The organism is Promicromonospora sp. AC04, assembly GCF_003058225.1.
Taxonomy (GTDB): domain Bacteria; phylum Actinomycetota; class Actinomycetes; order Actinomycetales; family Cellulomonadaceae; genus Promicromonospora.
The window spans coordinates 1-23,062 of sequence record NZ_QBUG01000003.1; the positions used below are offsets into that span (position 1 = coordinate 1).

At 70.0% G+C, this 23,062-nt stretch carries 24 protein-coding genes and 3 tRNA genes; 14 read left to right on the forward strand and 13 right to left on the reverse strand.

Annotation, left to right across the window (positions count from 1 at the left end; all coding sequences use genetic code 11):
• Window positions 1-664 precede the first annotated feature (664 nt).
• From C8K30_RS09120 to C8K30_RS09145, 6 genes are all read right to left on the reverse strand, one after another.
• Window positions 665-1,357, reverse strand: a complete 693-nt coding sequence (locus C8K30_RS09120) for a 3-oxoacid CoA-transferase subunit B (RefSeq protein ID WP_108492609.1) — start codon at window positions 1,355-1,357, stop codon at window positions 665-667.
• Window positions 1,354-2,067, reverse strand: coding sequence for a 3-oxoacid CoA-transferase subunit A (locus tag C8K30_RS09125; protein ID WP_108492610.1), 714 nt, complete (start codon window positions 2,065-2,067; stop codon window positions 1,354-1,356). The genes C8K30_RS09120 and C8K30_RS09125 overlap by 4 nt, the downstream gene beginning before the upstream one ends.
• Window positions 2,064-3,257 carry a thiolase family protein gene (locus C8K30_RS09130; RefSeq protein ID WP_108492611.1) on the reverse strand — a complete coding sequence of 398 codons (1,194 nt, stop codon included), beginning with the start codon at window positions 3,255-3,257 and terminating at the stop codon, window positions 2,064-2,066. The genes C8K30_RS09125 and C8K30_RS09130 overlap by 4 nt, the downstream gene beginning before the upstream one ends.
• Window positions 3,258-3,329: 72 nt before the next feature.
• Window positions 3,330-4,124 (reverse strand): IclR family transcriptional regulator C-terminal domain-containing protein, encoded by a 795-nt coding sequence (locus C8K30_RS09135; protein WP_108492612.1) that lies wholly within the window; start codon window positions 4,122-4,124, stop codon window positions 3,330-3,332.
• Between the two features lie 1,037 nt (window positions 4,125-5,161).
• Window positions 5,162-5,677 carry a GNAT family N-acetyltransferase gene (locus C8K30_RS09140; RefSeq protein ID WP_108492613.1) on the reverse strand — a complete coding sequence of 172 codons (516 nt, stop codon included), beginning with the start codon at window positions 5,675-5,677 and terminating at the stop codon, window positions 5,162-5,164.
• Entirely contained in the window at window positions 5,677-6,456 is a 780-nt protein-coding gene (locus tag C8K30_RS09145) for a GntR family transcriptional regulator (RefSeq protein ID WP_108492614.1), read from the reverse strand. Before C8K30_RS09145 ends, C8K30_RS09140 begins: the two co-directional genes overlap by 1 nt.
• 128 nt (window positions 6,457-6,584) lie before the next feature.
• Here C8K30_RS09145 and C8K30_RS09150 point away from each other — a divergent pair, with 128 nt between their 5' ends.
• From C8K30_RS09150 to C8K30_RS09210, 13 genes are read left to right on the forward strand one after another with little or no spacing between them, the layout of a single operon-like run.
• Window positions 6,585-6,968 carry a hypothetical protein gene (locus tag C8K30_RS09150; RefSeq protein ID WP_108492615.1) on the forward strand — a complete coding sequence of 128 codons (384 nt, stop codon included), beginning with the start codon at window positions 6,585-6,587 and terminating at the stop codon, window positions 6,966-6,968.
• Between the two features lie 3 nt (window positions 6,969-6,971).
• Entirely contained in the window at window positions 6,972-7,367 is a 396-nt protein-coding gene (locus tag C8K30_RS09155; RefSeq protein ID WP_108492616.1) for a hypothetical protein, read from the forward strand.
• Window position 7,368: 1 nt separating this feature from the next.
• Entirely contained in the window at window positions 7,369-7,629 is a 261-nt protein-coding gene (locus tag C8K30_RS09160) for a hypothetical protein (protein WP_108492617.1), read from the forward strand.
• The gene (locus C8K30_RS09165; RefSeq protein WP_108492618.1) at window positions 7,629-7,895 is read left to right on the forward strand and encodes a hypothetical protein; all 267 of its coding nucleotides are present in this window, start codon (window positions 7,629-7,631) and stop codon (window positions 7,893-7,895) included. Before C8K30_RS09160 ends, C8K30_RS09165 begins: the two co-directional genes overlap by 1 nt.
• Window positions 7,895-8,140, forward strand: a complete 246-nt coding sequence (locus C8K30_RS09170) for a hypothetical protein (RefSeq protein ID WP_108492619.1) — start codon at window positions 7,895-7,897, stop codon at window positions 8,138-8,140. Before C8K30_RS09165 ends, C8K30_RS09170 begins: the two co-directional genes overlap by 1 nt.
• Window positions 8,140-8,388, forward strand: coding sequence for a hypothetical protein (locus C8K30_RS09175; protein WP_108492620.1), 249 nt, complete (start codon window positions 8,140-8,142; stop codon window positions 8,386-8,388). Before C8K30_RS09170 ends, C8K30_RS09175 begins: the two co-directional genes overlap by 1 nt.
• Window positions 8,388-8,621, forward strand: coding sequence for a hypothetical protein (locus C8K30_RS09180; RefSeq protein WP_108492621.1), 234 nt, complete (start codon window positions 8,388-8,390; stop codon window positions 8,619-8,621). Before C8K30_RS09175 ends, C8K30_RS09180 begins: the two co-directional genes overlap by 1 nt.
• Window positions 8,618-10,291 (forward strand): FtsK/SpoIIIE domain-containing protein, encoded by a 1,674-nt coding sequence (locus tag C8K30_RS09185; RefSeq protein WP_108492622.1) that lies wholly within the window; start codon window positions 8,618-8,620, stop codon window positions 10,289-10,291. Before C8K30_RS09180 ends, C8K30_RS09185 begins: the two co-directional genes overlap by 4 nt.
• A 2-nt stretch (window positions 10,292-10,293) precedes the next feature.
• A complete protein-coding gene (locus C8K30_RS09190) occupies window positions 10,294-11,019 on the forward strand; it encodes a DUF2637 domain-containing protein (RefSeq protein ID WP_108492623.1) in 726 nt (241 codons plus the stop codon).
• Window positions 11,016-11,345: a WhiB family transcriptional regulator gene (locus C8K30_RS09195; RefSeq protein WP_108492624.1), complete on the forward strand. Its 330-nt coding sequence runs from the start codon at window positions 11,016-11,018 to the stop codon at window positions 11,343-11,345. Before C8K30_RS09190 ends, C8K30_RS09195 begins: the two co-directional genes overlap by 4 nt.
• The gene (locus C8K30_RS09200; protein ID WP_199230420.1) at window positions 11,345-12,976 is read left to right on the forward strand and encodes a replication initiator; all 1,632 of its coding nucleotides are present in this window, start codon (window positions 11,345-11,347) and stop codon (window positions 12,974-12,976) included. Before C8K30_RS09195 ends, C8K30_RS09200 begins: the two co-directional genes overlap by 1 nt.
• A gap of 16 nt (window positions 12,977-12,992) precedes the next feature.
• On the forward strand, window positions 12,993-13,190 hold the full coding sequence (locus C8K30_RS30665) for an AlpA family transcriptional regulator (protein ID WP_158280970.1): 198 nt from the start codon (window positions 12,993-12,995) through the stop codon (window positions 13,188-13,190).
• Window positions 13,187-14,413, forward strand: coding sequence for a site-specific integrase (locus C8K30_RS09210; RefSeq protein ID WP_108492626.1), 1,227 nt, complete (start codon window positions 13,187-13,189; stop codon window positions 14,411-14,413). The genes C8K30_RS30665 and C8K30_RS09210 overlap by 4 nt, the downstream gene beginning before the upstream one ends.
• A 97-nt stretch (window positions 14,414-14,510) precedes the next feature.
• Here C8K30_RS09210 and C8K30_RS09215 read toward each other — a convergent pair.
• Together C8K30_RS09215 and C8K30_RS09220 are read right to left on the reverse strand one after the other, a co-directional pair.
• Window positions 14,511-14,583: transfer RNA gene (locus C8K30_RS09215), tRNA-Arg, on the reverse strand.
• A 208-nt stretch (window positions 14,584-14,791) separates the two neighbouring features.
• Window positions 14,792-14,883 (reverse strand) — tRNA-Ser (locus C8K30_RS09220).
• A 238-nt stretch (window positions 14,884-15,121) separates the two neighbouring features.
• On the opposite strand from C8K30_RS09220, the gene C8K30_RS09225 reads away from it, so the two are divergent.
• Window positions 15,122-16,834, forward strand: coding sequence for a GMC oxidoreductase (locus tag C8K30_RS09225; RefSeq protein ID WP_108492627.1), 1,713 nt, complete (start codon window positions 15,122-15,124; stop codon window positions 16,832-16,834).
• Window positions 16,835-16,909: 75 nt separating this feature from the next.
• Here C8K30_RS09225 and C8K30_RS09230 read toward each other — a convergent pair.
• The 5 genes from C8K30_RS09230 to C8K30_RS09250 form a co-directional block, all read right to left on the reverse strand.
• Window positions 16,910-16,994, reverse strand: a tRNA-Ser gene (locus C8K30_RS09230).
• A gap of 124 nt (window positions 16,995-17,118) precedes the next feature.
• Complete coding sequence (locus C8K30_RS09235) at window positions 17,119-17,838, reverse strand: ATP/GTP-binding protein (RefSeq protein WP_233257126.1); 720 nt, start codon at window positions 17,836-17,838, stop codon at window positions 17,119-17,121.
• A 91-nt stretch (window positions 17,839-17,929) separates the two neighbouring features.
• The gene (locus tag C8K30_RS09240; RefSeq protein ID WP_020017526.1) at window positions 17,930-18,340 is read right to left on the reverse strand and encodes a DUF742 domain-containing protein; all 411 of its coding nucleotides are present in this window, start codon (window positions 18,338-18,340) and stop codon (window positions 17,930-17,932) included.
• Window positions 18,341-18,350: 10 nt separating this feature from the next.
• Window positions 18,351-18,800 (reverse strand): roadblock/LC7 domain-containing protein, encoded by a 450-nt coding sequence (locus C8K30_RS09245; protein WP_020017525.1) that lies wholly within the window; start codon window positions 18,798-18,800, stop codon window positions 18,351-18,353.
• A 40-nt stretch (window positions 18,801-18,840) separates the two neighbouring features.
• Complete coding sequence (locus C8K30_RS09250) at window positions 18,841-22,989, reverse strand: ATP-binding protein (RefSeq protein ID WP_146197400.1); 4,149 nt, start codon at window positions 22,987-22,989, stop codon at window positions 18,841-18,843.
• Window positions 22,990-23,062: the final 73 nt, after the last annotated feature.

Genomic DNA, 23,062 nt, shown 5'->3' on the forward strand with positions numbered 1-23,062 from the left:
GTCAGCAAAGCCACACCCCGCAAAGGGCCAAACAATTTGGCATTGACTATCAAGCACACTGTTGAGTTCTCAAACAACCGACGCACACCGCCAGAGTCATCATCCTCAGGATGCTGACCCCATCCGGGGCAACCTCTTCAACTTACCAGACCTGAATCCGCCTCGCAAATCCGCTGGCCTTGAAGGCCTAGCGCACTCGCATGAGAGGACCCGCATCCGATAACCCGCAGAACAATTTAAACCGTCCTGCATCAGAGATGGGATCCAGCCCCGGCGCGGCCACTCGGACCGTCTCCGGTCCGTGTGTCCGTCGGCCCGTCGGGCTGACATCCAGAACAGTACGTCAGGCGGCAGGGTGCGTCAAAGCCGAGGCGCGTGACGGCGGACACAGAACCGCTGTTCATCGGGTGTTTTTCCAAGAAGCCATCAGCGTCGGCCGGTCCGAAGTCCTGCTGGACGGCCTCTGCCGCCCCCTGGAGCGCCAGGATGGGCGGCGCCAGACCAAGAACTCTCTCGCTCGGCCATGTCTGCGTAATCTTTGGTTCAGATTTCGCCATCCACGGCGAATGCTCCATCCGGGCCGCGCCTGCAGGCCCCAGTTCGCGGCGCAGCGCTCCGGACCCGATCAACGATCGCCTCTGCGGCAGCCGTCTCCCGGGCGCCCCTAGCCTGCGGCGAAGCCCAGCCGCAGCCCCAGCATCTCCTCGAGCTCCCCGTGTGTGACGCCGTAGGTCTCGACGACGCGTGCGCCGTCGTCGTCCCGGCGACCCGGCCCGACGTCGATTACTGCGATGTCGCTGTAGATCCGCGACACGCAGCCCACTCCGGTGAGTGGCAGGGTGCATTCCCGGAGGAGCTTGGGCTGACCGTCCTTGGTCAGGAGCGTCATCATGACGACGCTCCGCTTGGCGCCCACTGCGAGGTCCATCGCCCCGCCCACGGCGGGCACGGCGCCGGGCTTGCCGGTGGACCAGTTCGCGAGGTCTCCCGACGTCGAGACCTGGAACGCCCCGAGCACGCAGACGTCGATGTGCCCGCCGCGCATCATGGCGAACGAGTCGGCCTGGTGGAAGTAGGAAGCACCGGCGAGCTCCGTCACCGGGACCTTGCCGGCGTTGATGAGCTCGGGGTCCACGGCATCCGGCTCCGGGGTCGGGCCCATGCCGAGCAGCCCGTTCTCCGTGTGCAGTGTGATGCCGGAGTCCTCGGGGAGGTGGTCGGCCACGAGCGTCGGCAGGCCGATACCCAGGTTCACGTAGGAGCCCGGCCTGATGTCGGCGGCGACGCGGGCCGCCAGCTGCGCCTTGGACAGCGGCGACCCGCTCCGCGCGTCCGCCGGGATCGTCTCCGCGCTCATGAAGCGACTCCTCGCGCCCCGGGCTGCACGCCCGCGAGCGTGGTCACGCTGTCGATCGGCACGACGGCGTCGACGTAGATCCCCGGGGTCACCACCGTCTCGGGATCGATCGACCCGGTCGGCACGACCTCGTGTACCTGCACCACGGTTCGCCGAGCCGCCGTGGCCATGACCGGCCCGAAGTTCCGGGCGGTCTTGCGGTAGACGAGGTTCCCGACGCCGTCGGCCCGGAGCGCCTTGACCAGCGCGACGTCGGCGCGGATGGGCGACTCAAGGACCATGGGGACGCCGTCGACCAGGCGGGTCTCCTTGCCCTCGGCCAGCGGCGTGCCGAAGCCGGTGGGCGTGAAGAAGCCGCCCAAGCCGGCGCCCGCCGCGCGGATCCGTTCGGCCAGGTTGCCCTGCGGCACCAGCTCGAGCTCGATCTCGCCCGCGCGGTACGCGGCGTCGAAGTGCCACGAGTCCACCTGGCGGGGGAACGAGCACACGATCTTGCGCACGCGGCGTTCGAGGATGAGCCGCGCCAGGGCGTCCTCGCCGTTGCCCGCGTTGTTGGAGACGACGACGAGGTCGCCGGCGCCCTGTTCCAGCAGCGCCTCGATGAGCTCGACCGGCTGCCCGGCGGGCCCGAACCCGCCGATCATCACGGTCGAGCCGTCGGCGACGTCGCCCACCGCCTCCAAGGCGGTCCGCGCGAGCTGGACGGTCATGCGGCGGCCCGCACGTTCTCCAGGACCACTGCCATGCCCTGGCCGACGCCGATACAGATCGCGGCCACGCCCCAGCGCTGGTTCTCCGCGACCAGCCGGCGCGCGAGCGTACCGAGGATGCGCGTGCCGGACGCGCCGAGCGGGTGGCCGAGCGCCGTCGCTCCGCCCCACGCGTTCACGATGTCCAGGTCGATGCCCCACGCGTCGACACAGACGAGCGACTGTGCGGCGAACGCCTCGTTGAGCTCGACGGCGCCGACGTCGTCCCAGCTGATGCCGCTCTTCGCGAGGGCGCGGTCGGCGGCCTCCACCGGGGCGTAGCCGAAGTACTGCGGCTCGTTGCCGACCGACGCGCGGCCCGCGATGCGGGCCAGCGGTTCCAGGCCGGTGCTGGTCGCCGCCGACTCCGAGCCGATCAGGGCGGCGCTGGCGCCGTCCGTCAGCGGGGAGGCGTTGCCCGCCGTGATGGTGCCGCCCTCCGCGCGGAAGGACGGCTTCAGCGACGCCAGCTTCTCCAGGGTGCCGTCCGGGCGGACGGGCTCGTCGCGCCGCAGGTCGGCATCGGGGTGGGGGGTGACCAGGTCGTCGTACCGGCCGTCCTCCCACGCCTCGTGCGCCAGGCGGTGGCTGCGCAGGGCGAACTCGTCCTGGCGCTCCCGCGTGACGCCGTACTTCTCACGCAGGCGTTCCGTAGCCTCGCCGAGGGAGACCGTCCATTCCGGCCGCATCTTCTTGTTGACCAGGCGCCAGCCCAGCGTGGTGGAGACCAGCTCGGCGCCGCCCGCCGGGTAGGCACGCTCCGGCTTGGGCATCACCCACGGCGCACGGCTCATGGACTCGACGCCGCCCGCCACGACGACGTCGGCGTCGCCGGACTCGACGGCGCGGGCCGCCTGCACGGCGGCCTCCAGCGACGAGCCGCACAGCCGGTTCACGGTGACGCCGGGGACCGACAGCGGAAGCCCGGCCAGCAGCACGGCCATCCGCGCCACGTTCCGGTTGTCCTCACCCGCCCCGTTCGCGTTGCCGAGGATCACGTCGTCGATCCGGACCGGGTCCAGCCCCGGTGCACGGCGCACCTGCTCCCCGACGACATAAGCCGCCAGGTCGTCCGGCCGCACCGTGGCAAGCGCCCCGCCGTAGCGGCCGAAGGGCGTGCGCACCGCGTCGTAGACGAATGCCTGCCTCATCGATTTCCACCTCTGCCCGTTCGCAGTGCGCACACAAGTTCCGTATGCGTACATCCACGGTAACAGCCGGACTCAGGTCCGGGTACGGGCCAGATCCGCCTCGATCTCGCGGACGGCGCGCAGCAGGGGTGGCAGGAAGTCGGCTATCAGCTCGTCGGCCGCGCCGCGGCGCACCGGGGCGGACACGTTCACCGCGGCCACCACCCGGCCGGCCCGGTCCCGCAATGGCGCGGCGATCGAGCGCAGCCCCTCCTCCAGCTCCTGGTCGACGAGCGCCCAGCCCTGACCTTGGACCCGGTCCAGCTCGGCACGCAGCAGCTCCCGGTCGATGATCGTGTGCGGGGTGAGCTGCTCGAGAGCGACGTCGCCTAGGAAGGCATCCCGGTCGCCGTGGGGCAGGTGGGCCAGGACCGCGCGGCCCATGGACGTGGCCGCAGCGGGGAACCGGGTGCCTACCTGGATCGCCGCCGACATGATCCGGCGTGTCGCGACGCGGGCCACATAGACGATGTCGGCGCCGTCGAGCACCGCCACCGACGACGACTCGCCGACGTCCTCCGCGAGCTGCTCCAGGTGGGGCTGCGCCACCTCCGGCAGCGACAAACTCGACAGGTAGGCGTGCCCGAGCTCGAGGACCTGGGGACGCAGCGCGAACACACGCCCGTCGGTCACCACGTACCCGAGCTCCACCAGGGTGTGCAGGAAGCGCCGCGCGGTCGCCCGGCTCAGCTCGGCCTCGCGGGCCACCTCGCTCAGCGTCATCCGCGCCCGGTCCGAGCCGAACGCACGGATCACCGCCAGCCCGCGCTCCAGGGACTGCACGAACTCACCCGACCGGGCGCCGGCATCCTGAACGGTCTCGCCCATCTGAGGTCCTCCCTGCCGTCAATGCGTCCGCTCCGCATCCTCGGACAAGCATCGGCCGCCTGCAGCTCGCACATGTGCGACCGGGGAGGTGCGTCACCTGGGCAGCACGCCCGCCCGGGGGCTCCCCAGGTCCGACGACGGAGCGCACCGTTGAGCTCCGACGCCCGTGGCCCAGGTCGTTCTCCGAACGGGTGTGCCGCAGGTGAACGTAGCGACCGCTCGGAGTTGGGGTCAACAGCGGAGTGGCCCGGGTCACAACCGTGACCGGATCGCGACGTGTGGCTCAAGCCGGCTCTTGTCCTGGTTGGCGACCCAGTGGGGCCAGGGACACGAGAATCGGCGGGCACGCCCACCAACGACGAAGCCCCGGCCAGCGTCTCCGCTGGTCGGGGCTTCTCTTCTACTGTGCGCCCGAAGGGATTCGAACCCCCAACCTTCTGATCCGTAGGGACTCGTAGGAAGCACGATCCGCATGATTCTGCGGTTCAACCGGCCCGGTACGCCCGGGAAATTGGCCCTCGCGCGGGCAGTCCGAGCGATTTGGTGGGCAGATTGGTGGGCAGCAGATGCGGGTCTGTGTCCCGGCCATACTCCCGGCTCGGGGTCCCTGGTCCTCCGTCATCCGTTGGCGCGGGGCGCGTCTCGGACATCGGTTCTGCCGTCAGTGCAACAGGTCCCGCCCGTCATCGTCTGGTGCGGTGGTGCTGGGTGTCGGCGGGACCTGTTGCGCTGCCGGCGGGTTCGGTGTCAGGGTCCCGGTGAAGCCAATGGATGACGGAGGACCAGGGGCACCGCGTTCCCTCGATCCTCTTGATTCCTGCGGTGCCCGCCGGAGGCACTGAGAGCCTGAGTAACGAAAGACGGTCCTGGTGAGTGATCCAGGACCGTCTTTGTCGTGTGTGGGGCTCGCGCTGGCGGTGGGGTGCGGTGGGGGTGCGCAAGGGCCGCCAGGCCCGCCGCGCGGGGGTCCCCATCGCGGGGCCCCGCCGTAGGCGCGGGCCCTGCGCGCCGTCAGGCGCGCCTTGATCTTGTAGAGGTCAATTCGGCAGCGGCACCACGTAGACGGCTGCCGGTTCGGTGAGGCCGTCGCCGTAATGGTGCGTGAGGTCGGCAATCCGCACGGCTCCGAGTCGTTCGTAGAGCCGAATCGCGGCGCGGTCCTTGAGCATGACATCGAACGCGATGGCGAGGCCCCTGGATCGCGCGTAGTTGACGACGGCTTCCATGAGGAGACGTCCGGCTCCGCTGCCCCGGTGGTCGGGGTCAACGAAGAGTCGGACCGGGATCGCGAGACGGTCGATGTCGCCGCCGGTCTGCTCCTGCCAGGCGCGCGCGGCGTCGTCGTCGGGCACGGCCCGGCTGAGGGTGACTTGCCCGATGGGGTGGGTGTCGTTGGTGGCAGTCCAACTCTGCAGCTCGTTGGGATGCCGTAGCCAGCCTTCGGGGTCCGCCACACCTTCGACGGGGTAGCCGTCCTGGGCGTGGACTCGGACCAGGGCGGCGGCGAGGGCGGGCAGGTCTTCGTCGTGGCGGGGGCGGATCGTGAGGGTCATCAATACTCCACGGGCATGTCGTAGTCGAGCGCTGAGTAGTCGGCGCGCATGCAGAAGTTCGTGACTTCGAAGGGGTGCTTGTCGGCGGTCATGCCGGTGTGCCACAGGTCGATCATGGGGACACCTGCGGGCAAGTCGAGTCCCTCGGCTTCTTCCCGGGTGGCGGGCCGGGCGGTGACCTCTTCGCGGATGTTGGCGATGGTGTAACCGAGGTCTTCGAGACGGCCGTACAGGCTGCGCTTGCCGAGGTTCTCGGCCTTCGCGAGGGCTGTCCCCTGGGCGATGGACCACGGGATGTACGTGATGCCGACCTGCATGGGTATCTCGTCGGCGTAGTACCAGTTCTCGCGCCGGACGACGTCGGTCCCGGGCTCGATGCCGAGGCGTTCCGCGACGTGGGCTTCGGCGGGAATGCGTTCGGCGCTGCGGACCTCGACGCGCGGAGTCTTGCCCTGTGCTCGGGCCTCGGCACCGAACGGGCCGTGTCGGGTGACCGCGCGCATCGGGGTGGTGTATCGCAGGCGGCCGAAGCGCATCCAGCGGGGACGCTCGCGGACGAAGTATCCCCGGCCGTGCTCGGGCCGGACCAGGCCCTCTTGGATGAGTTCCTGGATGGCCGCTCGGGCGGTGTTCCGGGCACCGTGGTAGGTCGTTGCGAGCACCCGCTCGGAAGGCAGTTTATCGCCGGGGGTGTACTCGCCGGAGTGGATCGCGTCCCGCAGTGCCGACGCGATCGCGCGGGCTTCGGCGTTGTCGCCGTGGGGTCGCTGATCAGGCATGACCCCAACTCTAGCGAACTGGTTCAAGCCACTCTCTTGCGCAACTGGCTCAAGCCAGTCTATGGTCTCTATCACTGGCTTAAGCCAGTCGGCCAGATGGTCGCAGAGATGACTGAGGAGAAGAAGAGATGGCGACGTTCGCTGTAGACAGCAACCGACAGCAGATGGTGGCGACCGGTGTTGTGGAGCCGGTCATGGAGTGGGTCGAGACGGCGGAGGGCAAGCGCCGTCCGGGTGACAACCAGGCCCGGCAGGACGGCACGGGGCTCCCGCTGTGGGGCGTGGAGGTCGTGTACCAGTCCGAGTCCTGGGGACGTGTGTCCACGGAGTCGGTCAAGGTGACGGTCCCGGCCATGGAGATGCCCGCGCCGTCGCTGTTCACGCCGATCCAGTTCAGCGACCTGGTGGCCTCGGTCCGTGTCGACCGCCGCAACAACGGGCTGTCGACGTCGTGGGAGGCCGCTGGCATCGCGGAGATGTCCGGCGCCAAGGCCCTGCCCAAGGCGGCCTGACCCATGGTCACCAACACCATGTCGTCGGGGGTGGCGGGGGCTTCGGTTCCTGCCCCCTCGACGGGGGAAGCGCTCCGGTTCGCCGCGTACGTGGCTGACCTGATCGGGGACGACCGGATCGAGGACATCGCCTGGCACATCGACCTCGGCACCCAGGCGAAGAAGCTCTACGTGACGGTGACCGACACGACGCACGGCGAGACGATCGCGCACCTGCTCGGCCTGGATCCGCGCTCGGACCTTGGCCGCAACGACAACACGGGTTTCTCGTGCTGGACGGGCACGTCCGGCGACGTGCCGGTCTTCCTGTCCGCGCCGCTGGCCCTGGGCGGCCTGCCTCGCCGCCGCCCGTACCGCTGGTCAGAGGACACCACGGCTGACGTGAAGGCGGTGGCCTGAGGTGTCGCGCGCGGAGTGGCTGGACTCGGCCCGGCGGTACCTGTTCGAGGCCAAGAACGGTCTGGAGGGCGCGTCCAGGGCCCTGGACCGTGTCGAGTTCACCGACGCGGCCGAGACCGCGCGGGACCTGCACAAGGGAGCCGAAGCGCTCCACTTCGAAATCCGGCTCGCGGCCGTCATCGCGCACCGCGCCCAGTACCCCGAGTTCTACGACGAGACCGGCAAGTGGGTCGGTCGCCAAGACGACGGGGAGCAGGGCTGATGCCGAAGAGATGGGCCTACGCCGGTCCGACCGATCCCGGGATGGATGAGGCGGCGAAGCGTCGGGATCTGGTGGCCACGGCACGGGAGGGCGTGACGCAGATCAACGAGGCGTACGCACTGTTGGCGTTCGGTGGGGCGTTCCTCGTCCCGCTGGATGAGGACCTGGGCGAACGGATCTATCAGGTGCGCGTGCAACTACACGCGCTGATCGATGAAGCCGAAGCCCTCGTGCGACCGCGCGAGGCCAAAGAAGGGATGAGCTGATGGCGACCGATGAGACAACCCGGCAGGTCAACAAGCGCGCGATCGACGCGCTGGAGGAAGCCCAGCACCGGCTTGGGGAAGCGGTTGGGGAGGTTCAGCGGGGTATCGAGCCGCTGGAGAACTTGAGCCGGGTCACCAACGCCCATGACGCGGCCCTGGAGAACCTGCGGGCGCTGTCGGCCCGGGTCCGGGAGGTCCGCGAGGACGTAGCCCGCCGCTGGATCGCCGAGAGCGAGGGCGAGTGATGGCTGAGCAGGAAACGACACGGCAGGTCAACAAGCGCGCGATCGAAGCGCTGGAGCAGACCCACAAACTCGTGGACGTCGCCGTCAGCGGTGCGCGGCACGCGGCGATCGAGATGGAGGACCTGAGGTCCTGGACCGAAGCCCACGCGCCCGTGGCCGATGCCCTGTTCACGGTCAAGAACACGCTCATGGGCGTCTTGGACGACGTCGAGCGGCGCCTGAACGCGGAGCGAGAGGGGAAGAGCTGATGTTCACACGACGGATCACGGAGAAGGACACGCCGGGCCTGATCTCGCAGATGGGTCAGGACCTCGAACAGACGCACACCATGGTGCGGTTCATGCAGAAGTGGGCCGGAGAGACCGGTCTCGACGCTCTGGCCGAGTCGCTGCGCGGTGCCGCGCGGGCCATCAACGAGGCGACCGGGGCGGCTCAGGACGCCTACCGCGCCGCCACCGACAAGGAGGCGCGGGACCGATGAACACTGCGACCACGGGCGGCATCCGCACCGCCCTGAACACCAAAATCACGGCCACCCGCTCCCGGCTCCGCGCCGCGACCGTGGGCCGTCCCGGATGGTCCGGCAAGGCCTGGCGCATCGCTGCTTGGTCCGGGTTCCGGGTGTGGATGTTCGCCCGTGGCCTGGGCACCTGGGCGGGCAAGCACCCCCTGCCGGTCGCCCTCGGTGCCCTGCTCGCCGTCGGCTGGTGGGGCGTGCTGACCCTGGCCGAACTGCCCGGCGACCGCACCACTGGCCCCGTGCTCCTGCTGGTGGTGTTCCTGCTGCCGGGTCTGTTCATGGGCACCTGGGCGATGCTCGCCCCGCGCCGGTACCTGCTGACCATGTACGCGTGGAAGGTGCGGGACTCCTGGCCCAAGGTCGCCCAGTCCTGCGGCCTGTCGGCCCGCCGCCCGGACGGCACCATCGTGATTTCCCGCCTGGTGCACGTGCGGCGTGCTCCGGGTGCGGTGGTGCTGCGGATCGAGACGTTCACCGGCCAGACCCCGGACGACCTGTACCGGGCCGCCCCCGCGATCTGCACCGCGTTCCGCGCCCACGGGTACGAACCGTCCAAGGTCAAGCCCGGCGTCCTGGACCTGGCTCTGTTCACCACCGCGACCATCGCGCCCGCCGTCGCGTCGGTGCCGGGGATCGAGAACGCCACCCCGGACAACGTGCCTGTGGGCCGCTCCCGGGCCGGGCTCCCGGCCTGTGTCCAGGTCCGCGGACAACACACCCTCGTCGTCGGCGCCACCGGAGCGGGCAAGGGCTCGGCGCTGTGGTCCGTGGTCGGCAACCTCGCCCCCGCCGTCCCTGCGGGCCTGGTGCAATTCTGGGGCCTGGACCTCAAGGGCGGCGTCGAACTGGAGATGGGCCGTGCCCTGTTCGCCCGCGTCGCCTACAGCAACGACGCCGCCCTCCCGGTCCTGCGTGAGCTGCTGGCCGTGATCGACCGCCGCAAGGAGACCATGCGCGGCGTCTCTCGGCTGCACGTCCCCACTCCCGGGGACCCGCTGCACGTCCTGGTCATCGATGAACTCGCTGACCTGATGGCCTATGCCGAGTTCGACGTGCGTCGCGAGGCCGACCGGCTCATGTCCAAGATCCTGACCCAGGGCCGGGCGCTGGGCGTCGTCGTCCTGGCCTGTGTGCAGAACCCTCGTCAGGAGGCCGTGGGGCAGCGCAACCTCTACCCCCAGAAGATCGCCCTCCGGTTGGACTCTGACATCGAGTCGGACATGGTCCTGGGACCGCATGCCCGCCTTGCCCCCGCGCACGACATCGCGGGTACGGAGCCGGGCACCGCCTACCTGGTCGGGGAGGACGGCATGCCGTCCCTGATCCGGTTCGACTACTGGGACGACGACCTCATCCGCCACGTCGCGGCGACGTACCCCGCCCCGGCTCTGGCCGCGTCGGCTCCCCGGGAGGGGATGGATGCCGTCAACGCGTGGGCTCGTGCCCGTGGCCACCTGGCCGTGGTCGACACCCCCGACGACAGCCCCACCGACGGCCCCGCCACCGAGGCGGCCGCCGTTGCTCCGGCTCCGCGTCCGCGCAAGCCTCGCGCTCCCCGCAAGCCCCGCGCGCCCCGGGCACCTCGTGCCCCGCGTGCTGCCCGCCCGACCGCATCCGCAGAGGAGGTCTGACCATGAACCGCACCGCTGGGCCTGTGGCCCGGATCGCGGCCGACTCCCGGCCCGTGCTCGTCTTCACCGTCGTCCTGACCGTCGCCGTCGCCCTGGCGTCGTTCGCGCTCTCGTTCTCGTCTCTACGGGACGCCGCGCTGTGGGGCCGGGTGCCCGAGTCGCTGGCGTTCCTCGTGCCGGTCGTCATCGATGCGAGCGTGCTCGTCTACGGCCTGGTGGCCCTCGTACTGCGCGCCCGGGGCCGCTCCAGCGTCTGGGCCTGGACCCTGATGTTCGGGTTCACCGTCGTTTCCATCGGCGCGAACGCCGCACACGCCTACGACGTCGGCCCGGCCGTGAAGGTCCTCGTGGGCGTCGTCCTGGTGGCACTGGCCCCGCTGTCCGTGCTCACCTCCACGCACGCGCTGGCGTCCCTCGTCGTCGCAGACGGTCCCGCCGTCGAGCCGGAGCCGCTGACCCTGCCTGTCGAGGTCGCTGACGTGGCTGAGGCTCCTGAGGTGGCGGCTGCTGAGCCCGTGCCCGCTATCGAGGCTCCAGCCGTCGCGCCAGAAGCCACCGAGCCGGAGCCCGCCCCGGTCCGCGAGCCTCGGCCGGCCGAATCTCCCGCGTCGCCCCCGGTGCCGGTCCTCGGCCCGGTCCGCCCCTCCTCGCGCACCCGTACCCGGGTCGCTCCCGTGGCCATGCAGAGCACCCTGCCGGGCCTGGACATGCCGGGGGTGACGGCATGAGCACCGACCGGCTGACCGGGGCTGGCTGCGCCCGCCCGGAAAACGTGGGCCTGCCGTGGATCAGCGAGAACGCCTCGGCCGCCGCTCAGGCCCACATGTCCGGTGTCTGCGCCGCCTGCCCCGTGGCCGCTGCGTGCGCCCGTGAGGTCGCCGTGAAGGAGACCACTGCCGGGTTCTGGGCGGGTGCCGACCGCACCACCTGGCAGGAGGTGTCCGCGTCCGACCTGTTCGCTGAACTGTCCGGCGAGGCCCTGACCGGCCGCCCGGTGCAGGGGACGCTGCCCTTCGACCTGCCCGGCCTCGACGCTGTGGAGGTGGCTGCCTGATGGTCTCGTTCCGCACCGACCTCGACACCCACACCACCGGCCTCGATGTCGACGATGCAGCTCGTGCTGCGCGCGATCTGGCGCGGGCTGGTGCTGAGGCTAACGGGGTCTGCACTTCCCCCGTGGTGCGGTCCGTGTTCGACCGCGAGACCGGGGTCACGCACCTGGTGCCGATCCCGTGCGGCTCCACCCGGGAGTCCAAGTGCAAGGCCTGCGCCGACAAGGCCCGACGTCTGCGGATGCACCAGTGCCGCGAGGGCTGGCACCGCGACGCCGAACCCGACCTACCCCCGGCCGCCGACAAGGCACCGGCTGAGGACGACGACACGGAGGAGGACGACGGTCCGGCTTCTGAGCGTGTCTCGCGCTCCACTCGGCGGTTGAAGGGCATCCCCGACCTGCCCACCCGGGAGATGGTGGGCGGCACCCTCGGGCGCACCTTCACCGACGTCAAGACCGGCCGCCGGTTCCGGCCCTCGATGTTCCTCACCCTGACGCTGGGGTCGTACGGCGACATCGCCAAGCGTCGACGTGCGGACGGGAAGTGGGAGTCCACCGGGGTCCCGGTCAACCCGGGCATGTACGACTACCGCAAGGCTGCCTTGGATGCGCTGATGTTCTCCCGGGTGGTCGACCGGTTCATGCAGAACCTCAGGCGGTGCGCTGGGTACAACGTCCAATACTTCGCCGCCGTCGAACCTCAGAAGCGGCTGGCCCCGCACCTGCACGCCGCGATCCGGGGCACCATCCCCCGCGCGATCGTGAAGCAGGTCGCCGCGGCTACCTACTTCGCCGCCTGGTGGCCGCCGTGCACCGATGCCGATGTGGTCTACGGCGAGCACGCCGAACCGCCCGTGTGGGACGAAGAGACCGCGAACTACCTCGACCCGACCACGGGCGAGCTCCTGCCGACCTGGACCGAGGCCACGACCGAACTCGAGAATCCGGCGCACGTCGTCCGGCTCGGCAAGCAGGTCGATATCAAGGGTCTCCTGGGCGGCACGAAGGACTCCGACCGGGCGGTGCGGTACCTGTGCAAGTACCTCACCAAGTCCATCTCCGGCACCTACGCCGCCGGTGACGACGACGCGGCCGACACCGCATCTCGGGTCGCCTATGAGCGTCACGTGGACCGCCTTCATGCCCAGGTGAAGGTGCTGCCCTGCGGCCCGGATTGCGCGAACTGGCTCCGTTACGGGGTACAGCCCAAGCACCCGACTCCGGGCATGAAGCCGGGCAAGTGCCTGTCTCCGGCGCACGACCGGGAGAACCTCGGCCTGGGTGGTCGGCGCGTGCTGGTGTCTCGTGGGTGGTCAGGCAAGACGCTCACCGAGCACCGTGCGGACCGTGCCGCCGTGGTGCGTCAGGCCCTGGAAGCCGCTGGTATCGAGCACGACGACACCGACCGGCTCTCGACCACCCAAGAGACCACGGACGGGCACGCCCGCTACGTCTGGCGCGAACCCGAAGCGGGGACCTACACCTACGCGGCTGTGATCACCGCGAGTCTGCATGAGCACTTGCGCCGCCGTGGGCAGTACGACGCCGCGAAACAAGCCCTCGGGCTGGCTCCGCCAGGGTCACCCGGGCCTGTGGATAACCGTTCGGCAACCGCCGACTTGGCGGCCTGAGGAAGGGGACGTACCGATGAACCAGAACGACAAGATCCTGACGCAGGCCGAAGTGGCCGCGATCCTCCGCGTGCCGGAGAGCACTCTGCAAGACCTCGCCCGGAGGGGTCACCGCTCGATCCCGAAGGCGTGGAAGGTCGGTCGCGCCTGGCGCTGGCTTGCCTCCGACGTGGACGCCTTCATCGCCTCGCGTGGTCAGCAGGTGGCGGCATGAGCGTCACCAAGCGCGTCCGCGAGTACACCGACAAGAACGGCAAGACCAAGACTTACGAGATCTGGCGTGCTCGGGTCTGGACCTACCCGCCCCACGGTGAACGGCGACAGATCGAGGAGGACTTCGACTCTTGGACGGCGGCCGACGAGTGGGAGCGAGAGCAGCGGGGAACCGCTCGTGGCAGGAACGTCGACCTAGAACGGACCACGCTGGCGGCGTCGGGTCTGTGGGAGCGGGCTGAGCCGGTACTTCGTCGTCGGTTGGCTCCCCGGACGTTCGGCTACTACCGCGACGGCTGGAACGACCGAGTGCTAGCGACGTTCGGGAACACGAAGGTCGGGGCTATCTCGGTGGGCGACGTCGAGCGGGCACAGGCCGAGTGGACACGGAAGGGAACCATGCACGTCGCCCGCCAGGCTCGGTACGCCCTGTCAGCGGTGCTAGGCGTCGCGGTGCGGGACGGCCTGCTTACGGCGAATCCTGCTCGCGCTGCGCAGTCCACGAAGGCGGAGAAGCGCAAGCGGCAGGAACGCAAGGTGGGCATGACGCTCACCCCGGCGCAGCTCGAAACGCTGGTCGACGCCATCCGGAAGATGCCCCAGGGTGAGCGGTACGCGGTCATGGTCGATCTGATGGGCTCGGCGGGGCTCCGGTATGGCGAGGCGGCGGCGTTGCAGGTCGCTGACGTGGACCTCGCGCGCGGCGTGATGACGGTGCAGCGGAGCGTTTCAGAGATGACGAAGGACGATGACGGCGACCTGGCGGACGGGTACTGGCGTGAGGGGAACTTGGTGTGGGGTCCCCCGAAGGGCGGCAGGAACCGCCTCGTGCCGGTGCCGGTCCATCTTGTGGAACCGCTCCGCGCGCTCACGGCAGGTCAGCGCCGTAGTGCCCAGGTGTTCCGGTCCGAGCGAAAGGGATACGTGATCCGGGGCAACGTCCTCAAGACCAAGATGGTGACCGAGACGAAGACCAAGGACGGGGTGAAGACGCAACATGGTTGGGGGCCGTTCGTCACCAGCCTCGGGTTTGCCGGGGTGCGGGTGCACGATCTGCGAGCGACGGCGGCGACCAACTTGCTGAGCGCCGGGGTCCCGCCGCACGTCGTGCGTGACATCCTCGGGCACGAAGACATCGCGGTCACCAACGGCTACGCCCGGTCGCACGATGATGCGCTGAGCCTGGCTGTTGCGGCTCTGGGCACCTACTCGGGGAGGGCCTGATGACCGCTGTGGTGGGCAACCTGGTGGGCAACACGGGTGCGCAGGGTGGAAACGAGAAAGCCCCTCACCCGGCTTTTCGCCTGGTGAGGGGCCAATGTGCGCCCGAAGGGATTCGAACCCCCAACCTTCTGATCCGTAGTCAGATGCTCTATCCGTTGAGCTACGGGCGCTGGTTGCACTACATACTGCTGGCCTGCCGTTCACACGACCGACCGACGAGAACATTACCGCCTGTTCGGCGCGGGCCCAAACTCAAATCCGCGCTTGCCGGGGAGAACTCCGTCACAGCCCTCCGGAAGGTTCGATCAAGCACTGAACCGACGTCCCGAAGCCTCCCACAGAAAAGGCCCCGGGCGTCATGCGCGGCCGGGACCTTCCTGGCGGAGACGGAGGGATTTGAACCCTCGAACGGGTTGCCCCGTTACCACCTTAGCAGGGTGGCGCACTAGACCTGACTATGCGACGTCTCCTCGCGACAGCCTCTACCCAGGCAGGGCGATGCCGCGCGGCCCAGGGTACCTGGCGCACGGCGGGCTGAGCAAAGCGGGGGTTCCCGTCGCTCTCCGAACCGCTCCACTTCGGCGTCATCCCGCCGTTTTCTTGCCCGCCCGGACCGCCTCCCCGAGGCGGGCGAACCGCCCCGGGGAGGCCCGGGCGGCGTCCGGAAGCGTATTTCACACAGCGTCAATAGAGAGTACATTCTCGCCCATGGACTACGACGTCTTGGTGATCGGGTCGGGCTTCGGCGGCAGTGTTGCCGCCCTCCGCCTCACGGAAAAGGGCTACCGGGTAGGCGTGCTGGAGGCGGGCCGCAGGTTCGAGGACCACGAGTTCGCCAAGAACTCCTGGCATCTCAAGCAGTTCCTGTGGGCACCCGCCCTGGGGTGCTACGGGATCCAGCGCGTGCGCCTGCTGCGCAACGTCCTGTGCCTGACGGGTGCGGGCGTGGGCGGCGGGTCGCTGGTGTACGCCAACACGCTGTACCGCCCCCTCGACCCGTTCTACGCGGACCCCGCGTGGTCCCACATCACCGACTGGAAGTCCGAGCTCGCGCCGTACTACGACCAGGCGGAGCGCATGCTCGGCGTAGTCCAGTACCACGGGCGGTCCCCCGCCGACGAGATCATCCGGGACGTCGCGGAGGACATGGGCGTGGGCCACACGTTCCGCCCCACTCGCGTCGGCGTGTACTTCGGGCCGGGTGGCGCCGAGGCGCCGTCGCCCGGCCGCCTGGCCGCGGACCCGTTCTTCGGCGGAGCGGGGCCGGACCGCACGGGCTGCACCGAGTGCGGCGAGTGCATGACCGGCTGCCGCCACGGCGCCAAGAACACCCTGGTCAAGAACTACCTCTACCTGGCCGAGCGCGCGGGTGCCGCGGTGCACCCGCTCACGACGGCCGACGTCGTACGTCCGCTGCCCGACGGCGGCTACGAGATCCGCACGCACCGCACCGGCAAGAAGTGGGCCGGCAAGCGGACGTTCACCGCGCGGCAGGTCGTGTTCGGCGCCGGCACGCTCGGCACGCAGCGCCTGCTGCACGCCATGAAGGACGCCGGCATGCTGCCGCGGCTGTCGGGGCGGCTCGGGCACCTCACCCGAACCAACTCGGAGGCCCTGCTCGGCGCGATGACGCACAAGGTCGGCTCGACGGACTACTCGCGCGGCGTCGCCATCACGTCGTCGTTCTACCCGAGCGAGAGCACCCACATCGAGCCCGTGCGCTACGGCCACGGCTCCAACGTCATGGCGGCCCTGCAGCACATCCTCGTCGACGGCGGGCCGTACCGGTTCGCCCGCTGGTTCGGGGAGATGGGCAAGAACCTGAGGTGGCTGCCCGTCCTGCTCGACTGGCGCCGCTGGTCCGAGCGGACAGTCATCGCCCTGGTCATGCAGGCCCAGGACAACTCGCTGACCACGGTGACCAAGCGCGCGCTCTTCGGCCGCTACATGACGTCGAAGCAGGGCACCGGCGCCCCGAACCCGAGCTGGATCCCCGAGGGCCACGAGGCGGTGCGGCGCATGGCCGACAAGATGGGCGACGACGGCGTCGAAGGCATCGCCGGCGGCACGATCGGCGACCCCTTCAACATCCCGCTGACCGCACACATCCTGGGTGGCTGCGCGATCGGCTCCGACGCCGCAGGGGGCGTCGTCGACCCGTACCTGCGCGTGTTCGGGCACGAGGGCCTGCACGTCATGGACGGCTCGGCCGTAACCGCGAACCTCGGCGTCAACCCGTCGCTCACCATCACCGCGCAGGCCGAGCGCGCGTGCGCGCTGTGGCCCAACGCCGGCGAGCGGGACGAGCGGCCGGCCCTCGGATCGGCCTACGCGCCCGTCGAGCCCGTGCGCCCCGTCGCCCCGGCGGTGCCCGAGGCGGCCCCGGCAGCACTGCGCCTACCCATCGTGGGCATCAGCTAGCCCCGTCGGGGGCTTGGATACGACGATGGCTGGAATCCGGGGTCGGGTTCCAGCCATCGTTTCGTCCACAGCCGGCGGAGGGCGAGGGATTCGAACCCCCGGTGCGTTGCCGCACAACGGTTTTCAAGACCGTCACATTAGGCCGCTCTGTCAGCCCTCCCAGCGCCCTGCTCCCGCCAGACAACATGCGGGACGGCGCGGCCACACAGTCTAGCGCCCGACGAGACAGCGACGGCGGGCCGCCCTCAGGGTGGCCCGCCATCCGCGGAGTGCTGGAGAGTGGCTCAGCCTTGCGCCTGTGCGCCGGAACGGAGCTGACGCATCGCGAGCTGGACGAGCGCGATGAGCGTCTGCTTGGTCGCCGCGCGGGAACGGGCGTCGGTGTAGAGCATCGGCACGTGCGCGGGGATCTGCAGGGCCTCTCGCACGTCCTCGAGCCGGTGCTTGGCCACGCCGTCGAAGCAGTTCACGCCCACGACGAACGGGATGTTGCGCGACTCGAAGTAGTCGATCGCCGGGAAGCACTGCTCCAGGCGGTCGGTGTCGACCAGGACGACGGCACCGATCGCGCCACGCACCAGGTCGTCCCACATGAAGAGGAAGCGGTCCTGGCCCGGGGTACCGAACAGGTACAGCCACAGGTTGCCCGGCAGCTCCACGCGGCCGAAGTCCATGGCCACCGTGGTGGTGGTCTTGCGGTCGGTCACGCCACCGGCGTCGTCCACGCCGACCGAGTGCTCCGTCATGGCAGCCTCGGTGTTCAGCGGCTCGACGTCGGAGATCGAGCCGATGAACGTCGTCTTGCCCACCGCGAAGCCACCGGCTACGACGATCTTGACGACGGTCGGCGCGGTGCGCTCGGCCGCGGGCTGAGCGCCCGGAGCGGCCTGCGCACCGGTGTTGGCGGCCGGTGCCTGCTGCATCACCGGAGGTGCGGGCTGAGCCTGCGCCGGACGGGACGCCTGCGCGGTGGGCGCCGGGGCGCCACCGCCGCCACCCAGCACACTCTGGCGCGCGGGCGCGTTCGAGGAAGCGGTCGCAGTGCCGGCGTTACCCGACACCGGGGCCCAGTTGGGACCGCTACGGGCCCCGCCGTCAGAGGGCGGAAATGCCATTCAGAACACTCTCCAAGACGCTCAGCGACAGGCCCGAGTTCGAGCTGCCGTGGCCTGTGTGGACGTTAACCGGTGTCGAGGTGTGCACAGTGACGTGCCCTTCCTCCTGCATGTCCGCCACAAGGATCCGGACGACACCCAGGGGCAGCCGCAGAAGGGCCGAGAGCTCGGCGATCGACACGTACGTGTGCGCGGCGTGCTGGAGGATCGCGCGCTTCTCGGGTGGCAACCCGAAGCTGCTGACCGCCCCGGGCAATACCTCCACGAGAGCCTCGAGCGGCAGGTCGGACAGTTCCGACCGCACCCGGCCTCCGGTGACCGCGTAGGGGCGCACGGTGGACGTCTCACGGACGTCCCCCTGCCCCTGGGAACCGAAAGGTGCGTACGTCATGGTCGAGTCCTCATCCCACGCTGGCGGCTCGGGTCTGCCCATCGACCGGGAGGCTGCCACGCATCTCCGAGATCAGCTGCGGCGTGAGCGTGGCCTCGGTGCGGGACACCAGAAGAGCCATCTCGTAGCCGATGAGGCCGATGTCGCACGTGGCCTCCGCGACCACGCCGAGCACTGACCCGTTCGAGACGTTCATCAGGAAGAGGAAGCCGTTGTCCATCTCGATGATCGCCTGACGGACATTACCGCCGTTGAGCTGCCGAGAAGCTCCACGCGTGAGGCTTGACATACCCGAGACGATTGCCGCGAGCTGGTCACCGCTGGTGCGGTCGAGCTGGTCCGACATCGCCATGAGCAGGCCGTCCGCCGACACCACGAGCGTGTGCCGGCTGCCGGGAACGGTACGCACGAAGTTATCGAGCAGCCACCCGAAATTCGTTGCTTCGGTGCTGAGGGTCACTCTCTGTTCCTCCTAGTCAGAATCCACAGACGCGCTTTTGTCACCGCGACTGCGGCGCTGAGTCAGGGACATGATTCACGGTCGAGGGTGCCCACGTCGAGTCCCCATCGCCCTTCTTGCCGTTCTCGTGCTCAGATTTGCCCTCGTCCGCCGACTCCGACCGGCCACGCGCGGTGGCCGACTGGAACGCCGAGAGACGTGAGCGAAGCTGCTCAGGATCACGGTCGATGCGAGCTGAGAGGCGCTCGACAGTGGGGTCCGCCCCGGTGCCGGAGGCACCGCGAGTGCGGCGAGTCAGACCGCCGTTGGCAACCTCAGTGCTGACGGCTGCCGGACGGTACGAGTCGTTCTCTTTCACATCATCTTCCTGATAAGCCCCCCGACGAAGGAGGCTCGTCATCTCCTCGTAGAGAACTGCCGAAGCGGTCCACTCCGAGCGGGCTTCCACCGAGTCACGCACGTACTCAGGGTCTAGTGGGTCCTTGCCGTCGCCGTCCGTGCCGGCGGCGCGCTTGGCCAGCGGCGCCGGCGAACCGTACGACGGGTCGTACACGGCACCCGTGGGGTACGGCTCGCTGAACTCCCGGACGGGAGGATCGAAGGACTGCTGCACGGCGGCCACCGGCACGGCCTGGGTGGCCGGGGCGGACACGAACGAGGCAGGCGCCTGCTCGGGAGCGGGGGCCGGCGCGGCAGCAGCTGCCGCGCGGGGTGCCGCGTCCACGAACGGGTTGATGCCGGGAGTGGTGGCAGGCCGAGCAGGTGCGGGGGCCGCGACCTGCGCGGAAGGCACCGGAACCGTGCCGCCGGCCGGGGCGTTCGAGAGCGCCGGCATCGCCGACGTCAGCGACTCCTGGACGGCCTTCTGGTAGCCCTCCTGGTAACCCCGCTGATACGTCGGGTCCGCGATCGGCGGCTCCGGAGCCTGGACCGGGAAGGCACCCGTCGGAGTCTGGGCCGGGAAGGCGCCGGTCATCGGGGCGGGGTTTCCCTGCGGCGGGCCGCTCGGCGCCTGGAAGTCCTGCGGCTGGAAGTCCCGCTGGAAGTCCTGCGCCGGGAAGTCCTGCGGCTGGAAGTTCTGGACCTGGAAGCTCTGCGTCTCGGGGTTCGGCGCGGGCGCGGTCGGTGCGCCGAAGGTCGGCGCACCGGCGACGGGGCCGCCCACGGTCTGGATCGGACGCGACGCCGGACGCTCCTGCGGCTGGTAGGCGCGCAGCTCACCGGTGGCGGGCTGGCCCGGCCGGCGACCGAACAGACCGCGCTTCTGCTGGGCCGGCTTGCCGCCCTGCTGGGTACCCGTGGCGGTCGAGCGCCGGCTCGGGAGGTCCGCCATGAGCTCCTCGAACGCGGGCAGCGCCTCGAACGACGAGTCGGGGCCCTCCGGGGCCTCCGCCCCGAAGCCCTGCGCCTGCCCACCATCACCCTGGAACGGTCCGCCGAAGCTCTCCGGCGGTGCGCCGAAGCTCTGCGCCGGTGCAGGGGTCGCGGGAGCAGGAGCGCTGCCCGCAGCCGGGAACCGCATCACGTCGGTGTCGGACATCCCCGGCAGCGCGGCCGGGTCCTGCGTGATCGGGTCGAGCTGCAGCGACTGCGTGCCGCCCTCGACGGGATCGATCGTGTTCAGCGAACGGAAGCTCGAGAAGAGCGCGCTGCGCTGGTCCACGTCCACCGCGGCCGGCGTGGTGTCCTCGAAGACCGGCGCGACCGGCTCCACCGGCTGCGGTGCACGCTGGCGGCTCGGGAGGGAGCTGCCTTCCGACACGTTCGACGGCGGGGCCCATGCGTTGTCGTCGCCCTGGTACTCCTGCGGGAGCGACGGCGTCTGGATCTCCGGCAGCACGATCGAACCGGTCGGGGTCGTCTCCGCCACCGGGTGCGCCGCCGTCGAGCTGCGACGCCGGGCCAGGCCGAGCGCCGTCGTGCCGTCCGTCAGGGCGTTGATGTCTACCTGCCGCGCGACGGGAGCGGGCTGGGCCGCGAACGCGGCCGCGGCGATCTGCGACGTGCCGGTCGGGACCGGCAGGCCGCCCTGCTGCGGGACGGAGGTGGTGGCCGGGGACGCCGCCGTGACAGCGGGCTGGCCGAAGCCGCTGGTGGGCACTCCCGCGCCCCGCATCGCGCCGGTACCCGGGCCGGTGGCCACGCCGCCGCCGTTGAACTGCGAGGCGGCCGCCTGCGTGTTGGCCTCCAGCGGGTCGGTCGGCATCGGCAGCGGCATCGCGTTGTCCGGCATGAACAGCACAGCCGGGAAGCGGACCGTCACCTCGGTGCCGGTGCCACCCTCGCCCACGCCGAACGTCACCTGGGCGCCGAGGCGGTCCGACAGGCGGCCGACCACGTAGAGGCCGAGGCGCTGGGCGCCGACGGCGTCCGACGCCGCGTGGCTGAGCACCTTGCGGTTCGCCTCCGCGACCTCCTCGGGGTTCATCCCGAGGCCGTGGTCGCGGACCACGACGGTGACGAACTGCTCGTCGCGGGCCGTGGTGACCTCGACGGGCGTGTGCGGCTCCGAGAACATCGTCGCGTTCTCGAGGAGCTCGGCCAGCAGGTGCGCCGCGTTCAGCGCGTTGTGGCCCAGCATCATCGGGTCGACCACGAGGTTCAGGCGGACCCGGTCGTACAGCTCGATCTCGGACGACGCGGTACGGATGACGTCGGAGACCGGCATGGGCTGGCGCACGCGACGACCGGAGTCGATGCCCGCGAGGACCAGGAGGGACTCCGCGTTGCGGCGCATCCGGGTCGCGAGGTGGTCGAGGCGGAACAGGTTCGACAGCGTCGACGGGTCTTCCTCGGAACGCTCGAGGTCGTCGAGGAACGCGAGCTGCCGGTTGAGGAGCACCTGGTCGCGGCGGGCCACGTTGACGAACATCTCGGCGATGGAGCCACGGAGGGCTGCCTGTTCGCGGGCGACGTCGATGGTTGTCCGGTTCACGTCGTTGAACGCGGCGGCCAGCTGGCCGATCTCGTCCGACGACTCGACGGTGATCGGGTCGAGGTCGATGCTCGGCCCCTGGCCCGGCACCGACACCTGCTCCACCAGGGTGGGGAGGCGGTCCCGGACCACACCGGCAGCCTGGGTCAGACGGCGCAGCGGGGAGACCAGGCGGCGGGCGATGACGAGCGCCGTGATGATCGAGAAGCCGAGGGCCGCGATGGCGATGCCACCGGTGAGGTACGCGCGGTTCGCGGCGATGTCGGCCTGCTCCTGCGCGAAGGCCGCGGAGTCCTCGCGGACCGCGTCACGGACGATGCGGCCTTCCTCGACCCACTTGGCGGACTCGGTGGTGAACGCCGCGGCCTGGGCCGGCTGGATCGCCGCGAGGTCGCCGCGCGCGATGGCGCCGCGGACGGTGCCGTAGACGCCGTCCATGCCGGGCACCTGGTAGTCACCGGGGATCCGGTCGAAGAGGTCCTGCGTGCTGTCCCACTCGCGGTCGCCCAGGTTCACCAGGTCTGCCGCACGCAGCGCCATGTTGGTGGCGAAGCTCTGGTCAACGGCGGCGAGGCCGAGGGTCAGGGCGACCACCGGGCGCTCGTAGGTGTTCGTCAGCATCAGCTGGTCCATCGAGTAGTACGCCTCGAGGCGGGTACCCAGCTCACGGTCCTCGGACGTGTCGGCGATGGAGTCCATCACCTCGAGGGCACCGTCGATGTACGTGCCGTACGCGTCGGTCGCCACCTGCTCGGTGAGGCGCCCTTCGGCTACCTTCTTCTGCACCTCGGTGATGGCAGCGCGGTCCTCGATGGTCTGCGCGACGGCGTCCTTGACGCGCTGGTCGAGCATCGAGATGTCGATGTTGAGCAGCGCCTCGTCGCGCTGGTCGAGAGCCGTGATCGTCTGCGCCTGGGCGGCCGGGGCGGCCCACACGGGGTTGCCCTCCGCGTCGGTGACGGGGTTGCCGTCCTCGTCCAGCTTGGGCGTGCCCTGCAGCAGCGCGCGACGGGCGTCGTCGCCGGACTTGCTGTCGTCGATCATCGCCACGATGTTGTACGACCGCTCCTGCGCGAAGGTCGTTCCAGCCATGTCCTGGTACTCCAGCGCGGCGACGAGATCGCTCGTCTGCTGCGCGCGCATCGCGTCGACCACAGACAGGCCGATGATGTACGCCGCTGCGATGACCAGGACGATGGCAGGCGTAACCAGAGTCGCAAGAACTTTCCCGCGCACTCCCAACCTGCGGAACATGCGTACCTCTCTCCATCACTGATCCGGAAGGGGTGGCGTGCGTGGTGCCCGCCGAACACCCCTCGGTGCTGCG

Bases quoted from the DNA above. Each gene is read 5' to 3' on its own strand.
- C8K30_RS09200 (WP_199230420.1), top strand. From the start codon at position 11,345: ATGGTCTCGTTCCGCACCGACCTCGACACCCACACCACCGGCCTCGAT.
- C8K30_RS09155 (WP_108492616.1), top strand. From the start codon at position 6,972: ATGGTCACCAACACCATGTCGTCGGGGGTGGCGGGGGCTTCGGTTCCT.
- C8K30_RS09210 (WP_108492626.1), top strand. From the start codon at position 13,187: ATGAGCGTCACCAAGCGCGTCCGCGAGTACACCGACAAGAACGGCAAG.
- C8K30_RS09125 (WP_108492610.1), bottom strand. From the start codon at position 2,067: ATGACCGTCCAGCTCGCGCGGACCGCCTTGGAGGCGGTGGGCGACGTC.
- C8K30_RS09190 (WP_108492623.1), top strand. From the start codon at position 10,294: ATGAACCGCACCGCTGGGCCTGTGGCCCGGATCGCGGCCGACTCCCGG.
- C8K30_RS09180 (WP_108492621.1), top strand. From the start codon at position 8,388: ATGTTCACACGACGGATCACGGAGAAGGACACGCCGGGCCTGATCTCG.
- C8K30_RS09185 (WP_108492622.1), top strand. From the start codon at position 8,618: ATGAACACTGCGACCACGGGCGGCATCCGCACCGCCCTGAACACCAAA.
- C8K30_RS09250 (WP_146197400.1), bottom strand. From the start codon at position 22,989: ATGTTCCGCAGGTTGGGAGTGCGCGGGAAAGTTCTTGCGACTCTGGTT.
- C8K30_RS09145 (WP_108492614.1), bottom strand. From the start codon at position 6,456: ATGCCTGATCAGCGACCCCACGGCGACAACGCCGAAGCCCGCGCGATC.
- C8K30_RS09225 (WP_108492627.1), top strand. From the start codon at position 15,122: ATGGACTACGACGTCTTGGTGATCGGGTCGGGCTTCGGCGGCAGTGTT.
- C8K30_RS09135 (WP_108492612.1), bottom strand. From the start codon at position 4,124: ATGGGCGAGACCGTTCAGGATGCCGGCGCCCGGTCGGGTGAGTTCGTG.
- C8K30_RS09240 (WP_020017526.1), bottom strand. From the start codon at position 18,340: ATGACGTACGCACCTTTCGGTTCCCAGGGGCAGGGGGACGTCCGTGAG.
- C8K30_RS09170 (WP_108492619.1), top strand. From the start codon at position 7,895: ATGGCGACCGATGAGACAACCCGGCAGGTCAACAAGCGCGCGATCGAC.
- C8K30_RS09150 (WP_108492615.1), top strand. From the start codon at position 6,585: ATGGCGACGTTCGCTGTAGACAGCAACCGACAGCAGATGGTGGCGACC.
- C8K30_RS09140 (WP_108492613.1), bottom strand. From the start codon at position 5,677: ATGACCCTCACGATCCGCCCCCGCCACGACGAAGACCTGCCCGCCCTC.
- C8K30_RS09165 (WP_108492618.1), top strand. From the start codon at position 7,629: ATGCCGAAGAGATGGGCCTACGCCGGTCCGACCGATCCCGGGATGGAT.
- C8K30_RS09195 (WP_108492624.1), top strand. From the start codon at position 11,016: ATGAGCACCGACCGGCTGACCGGGGCTGGCTGCGCCCGCCCGGAAAAC.
- C8K30_RS09175 (WP_108492620.1), top strand. From the start codon at position 8,140: ATGGCTGAGCAGGAAACGACACGGCAGGTCAACAAGCGCGCGATCGAA.
- C8K30_RS09130 (WP_108492611.1), bottom strand. From the start codon at position 3,257: ATGAGGCAGGCATTCGTCTACGACGCGGTGCGCACGCCCTTCGGCCGC.
- C8K30_RS09120 (WP_108492609.1), bottom strand. From the start codon at position 1,357: ATGAGCGCGGAGACGATCCCGGCGGACGCGCGGAGCGGGTCGCCGCTG.
- C8K30_RS30665 (WP_158280970.1), top strand. From the start codon at position 12,993: ATGAACCAGAACGACAAGATCCTGACGCAGGCCGAAGTGGCCGCGATC.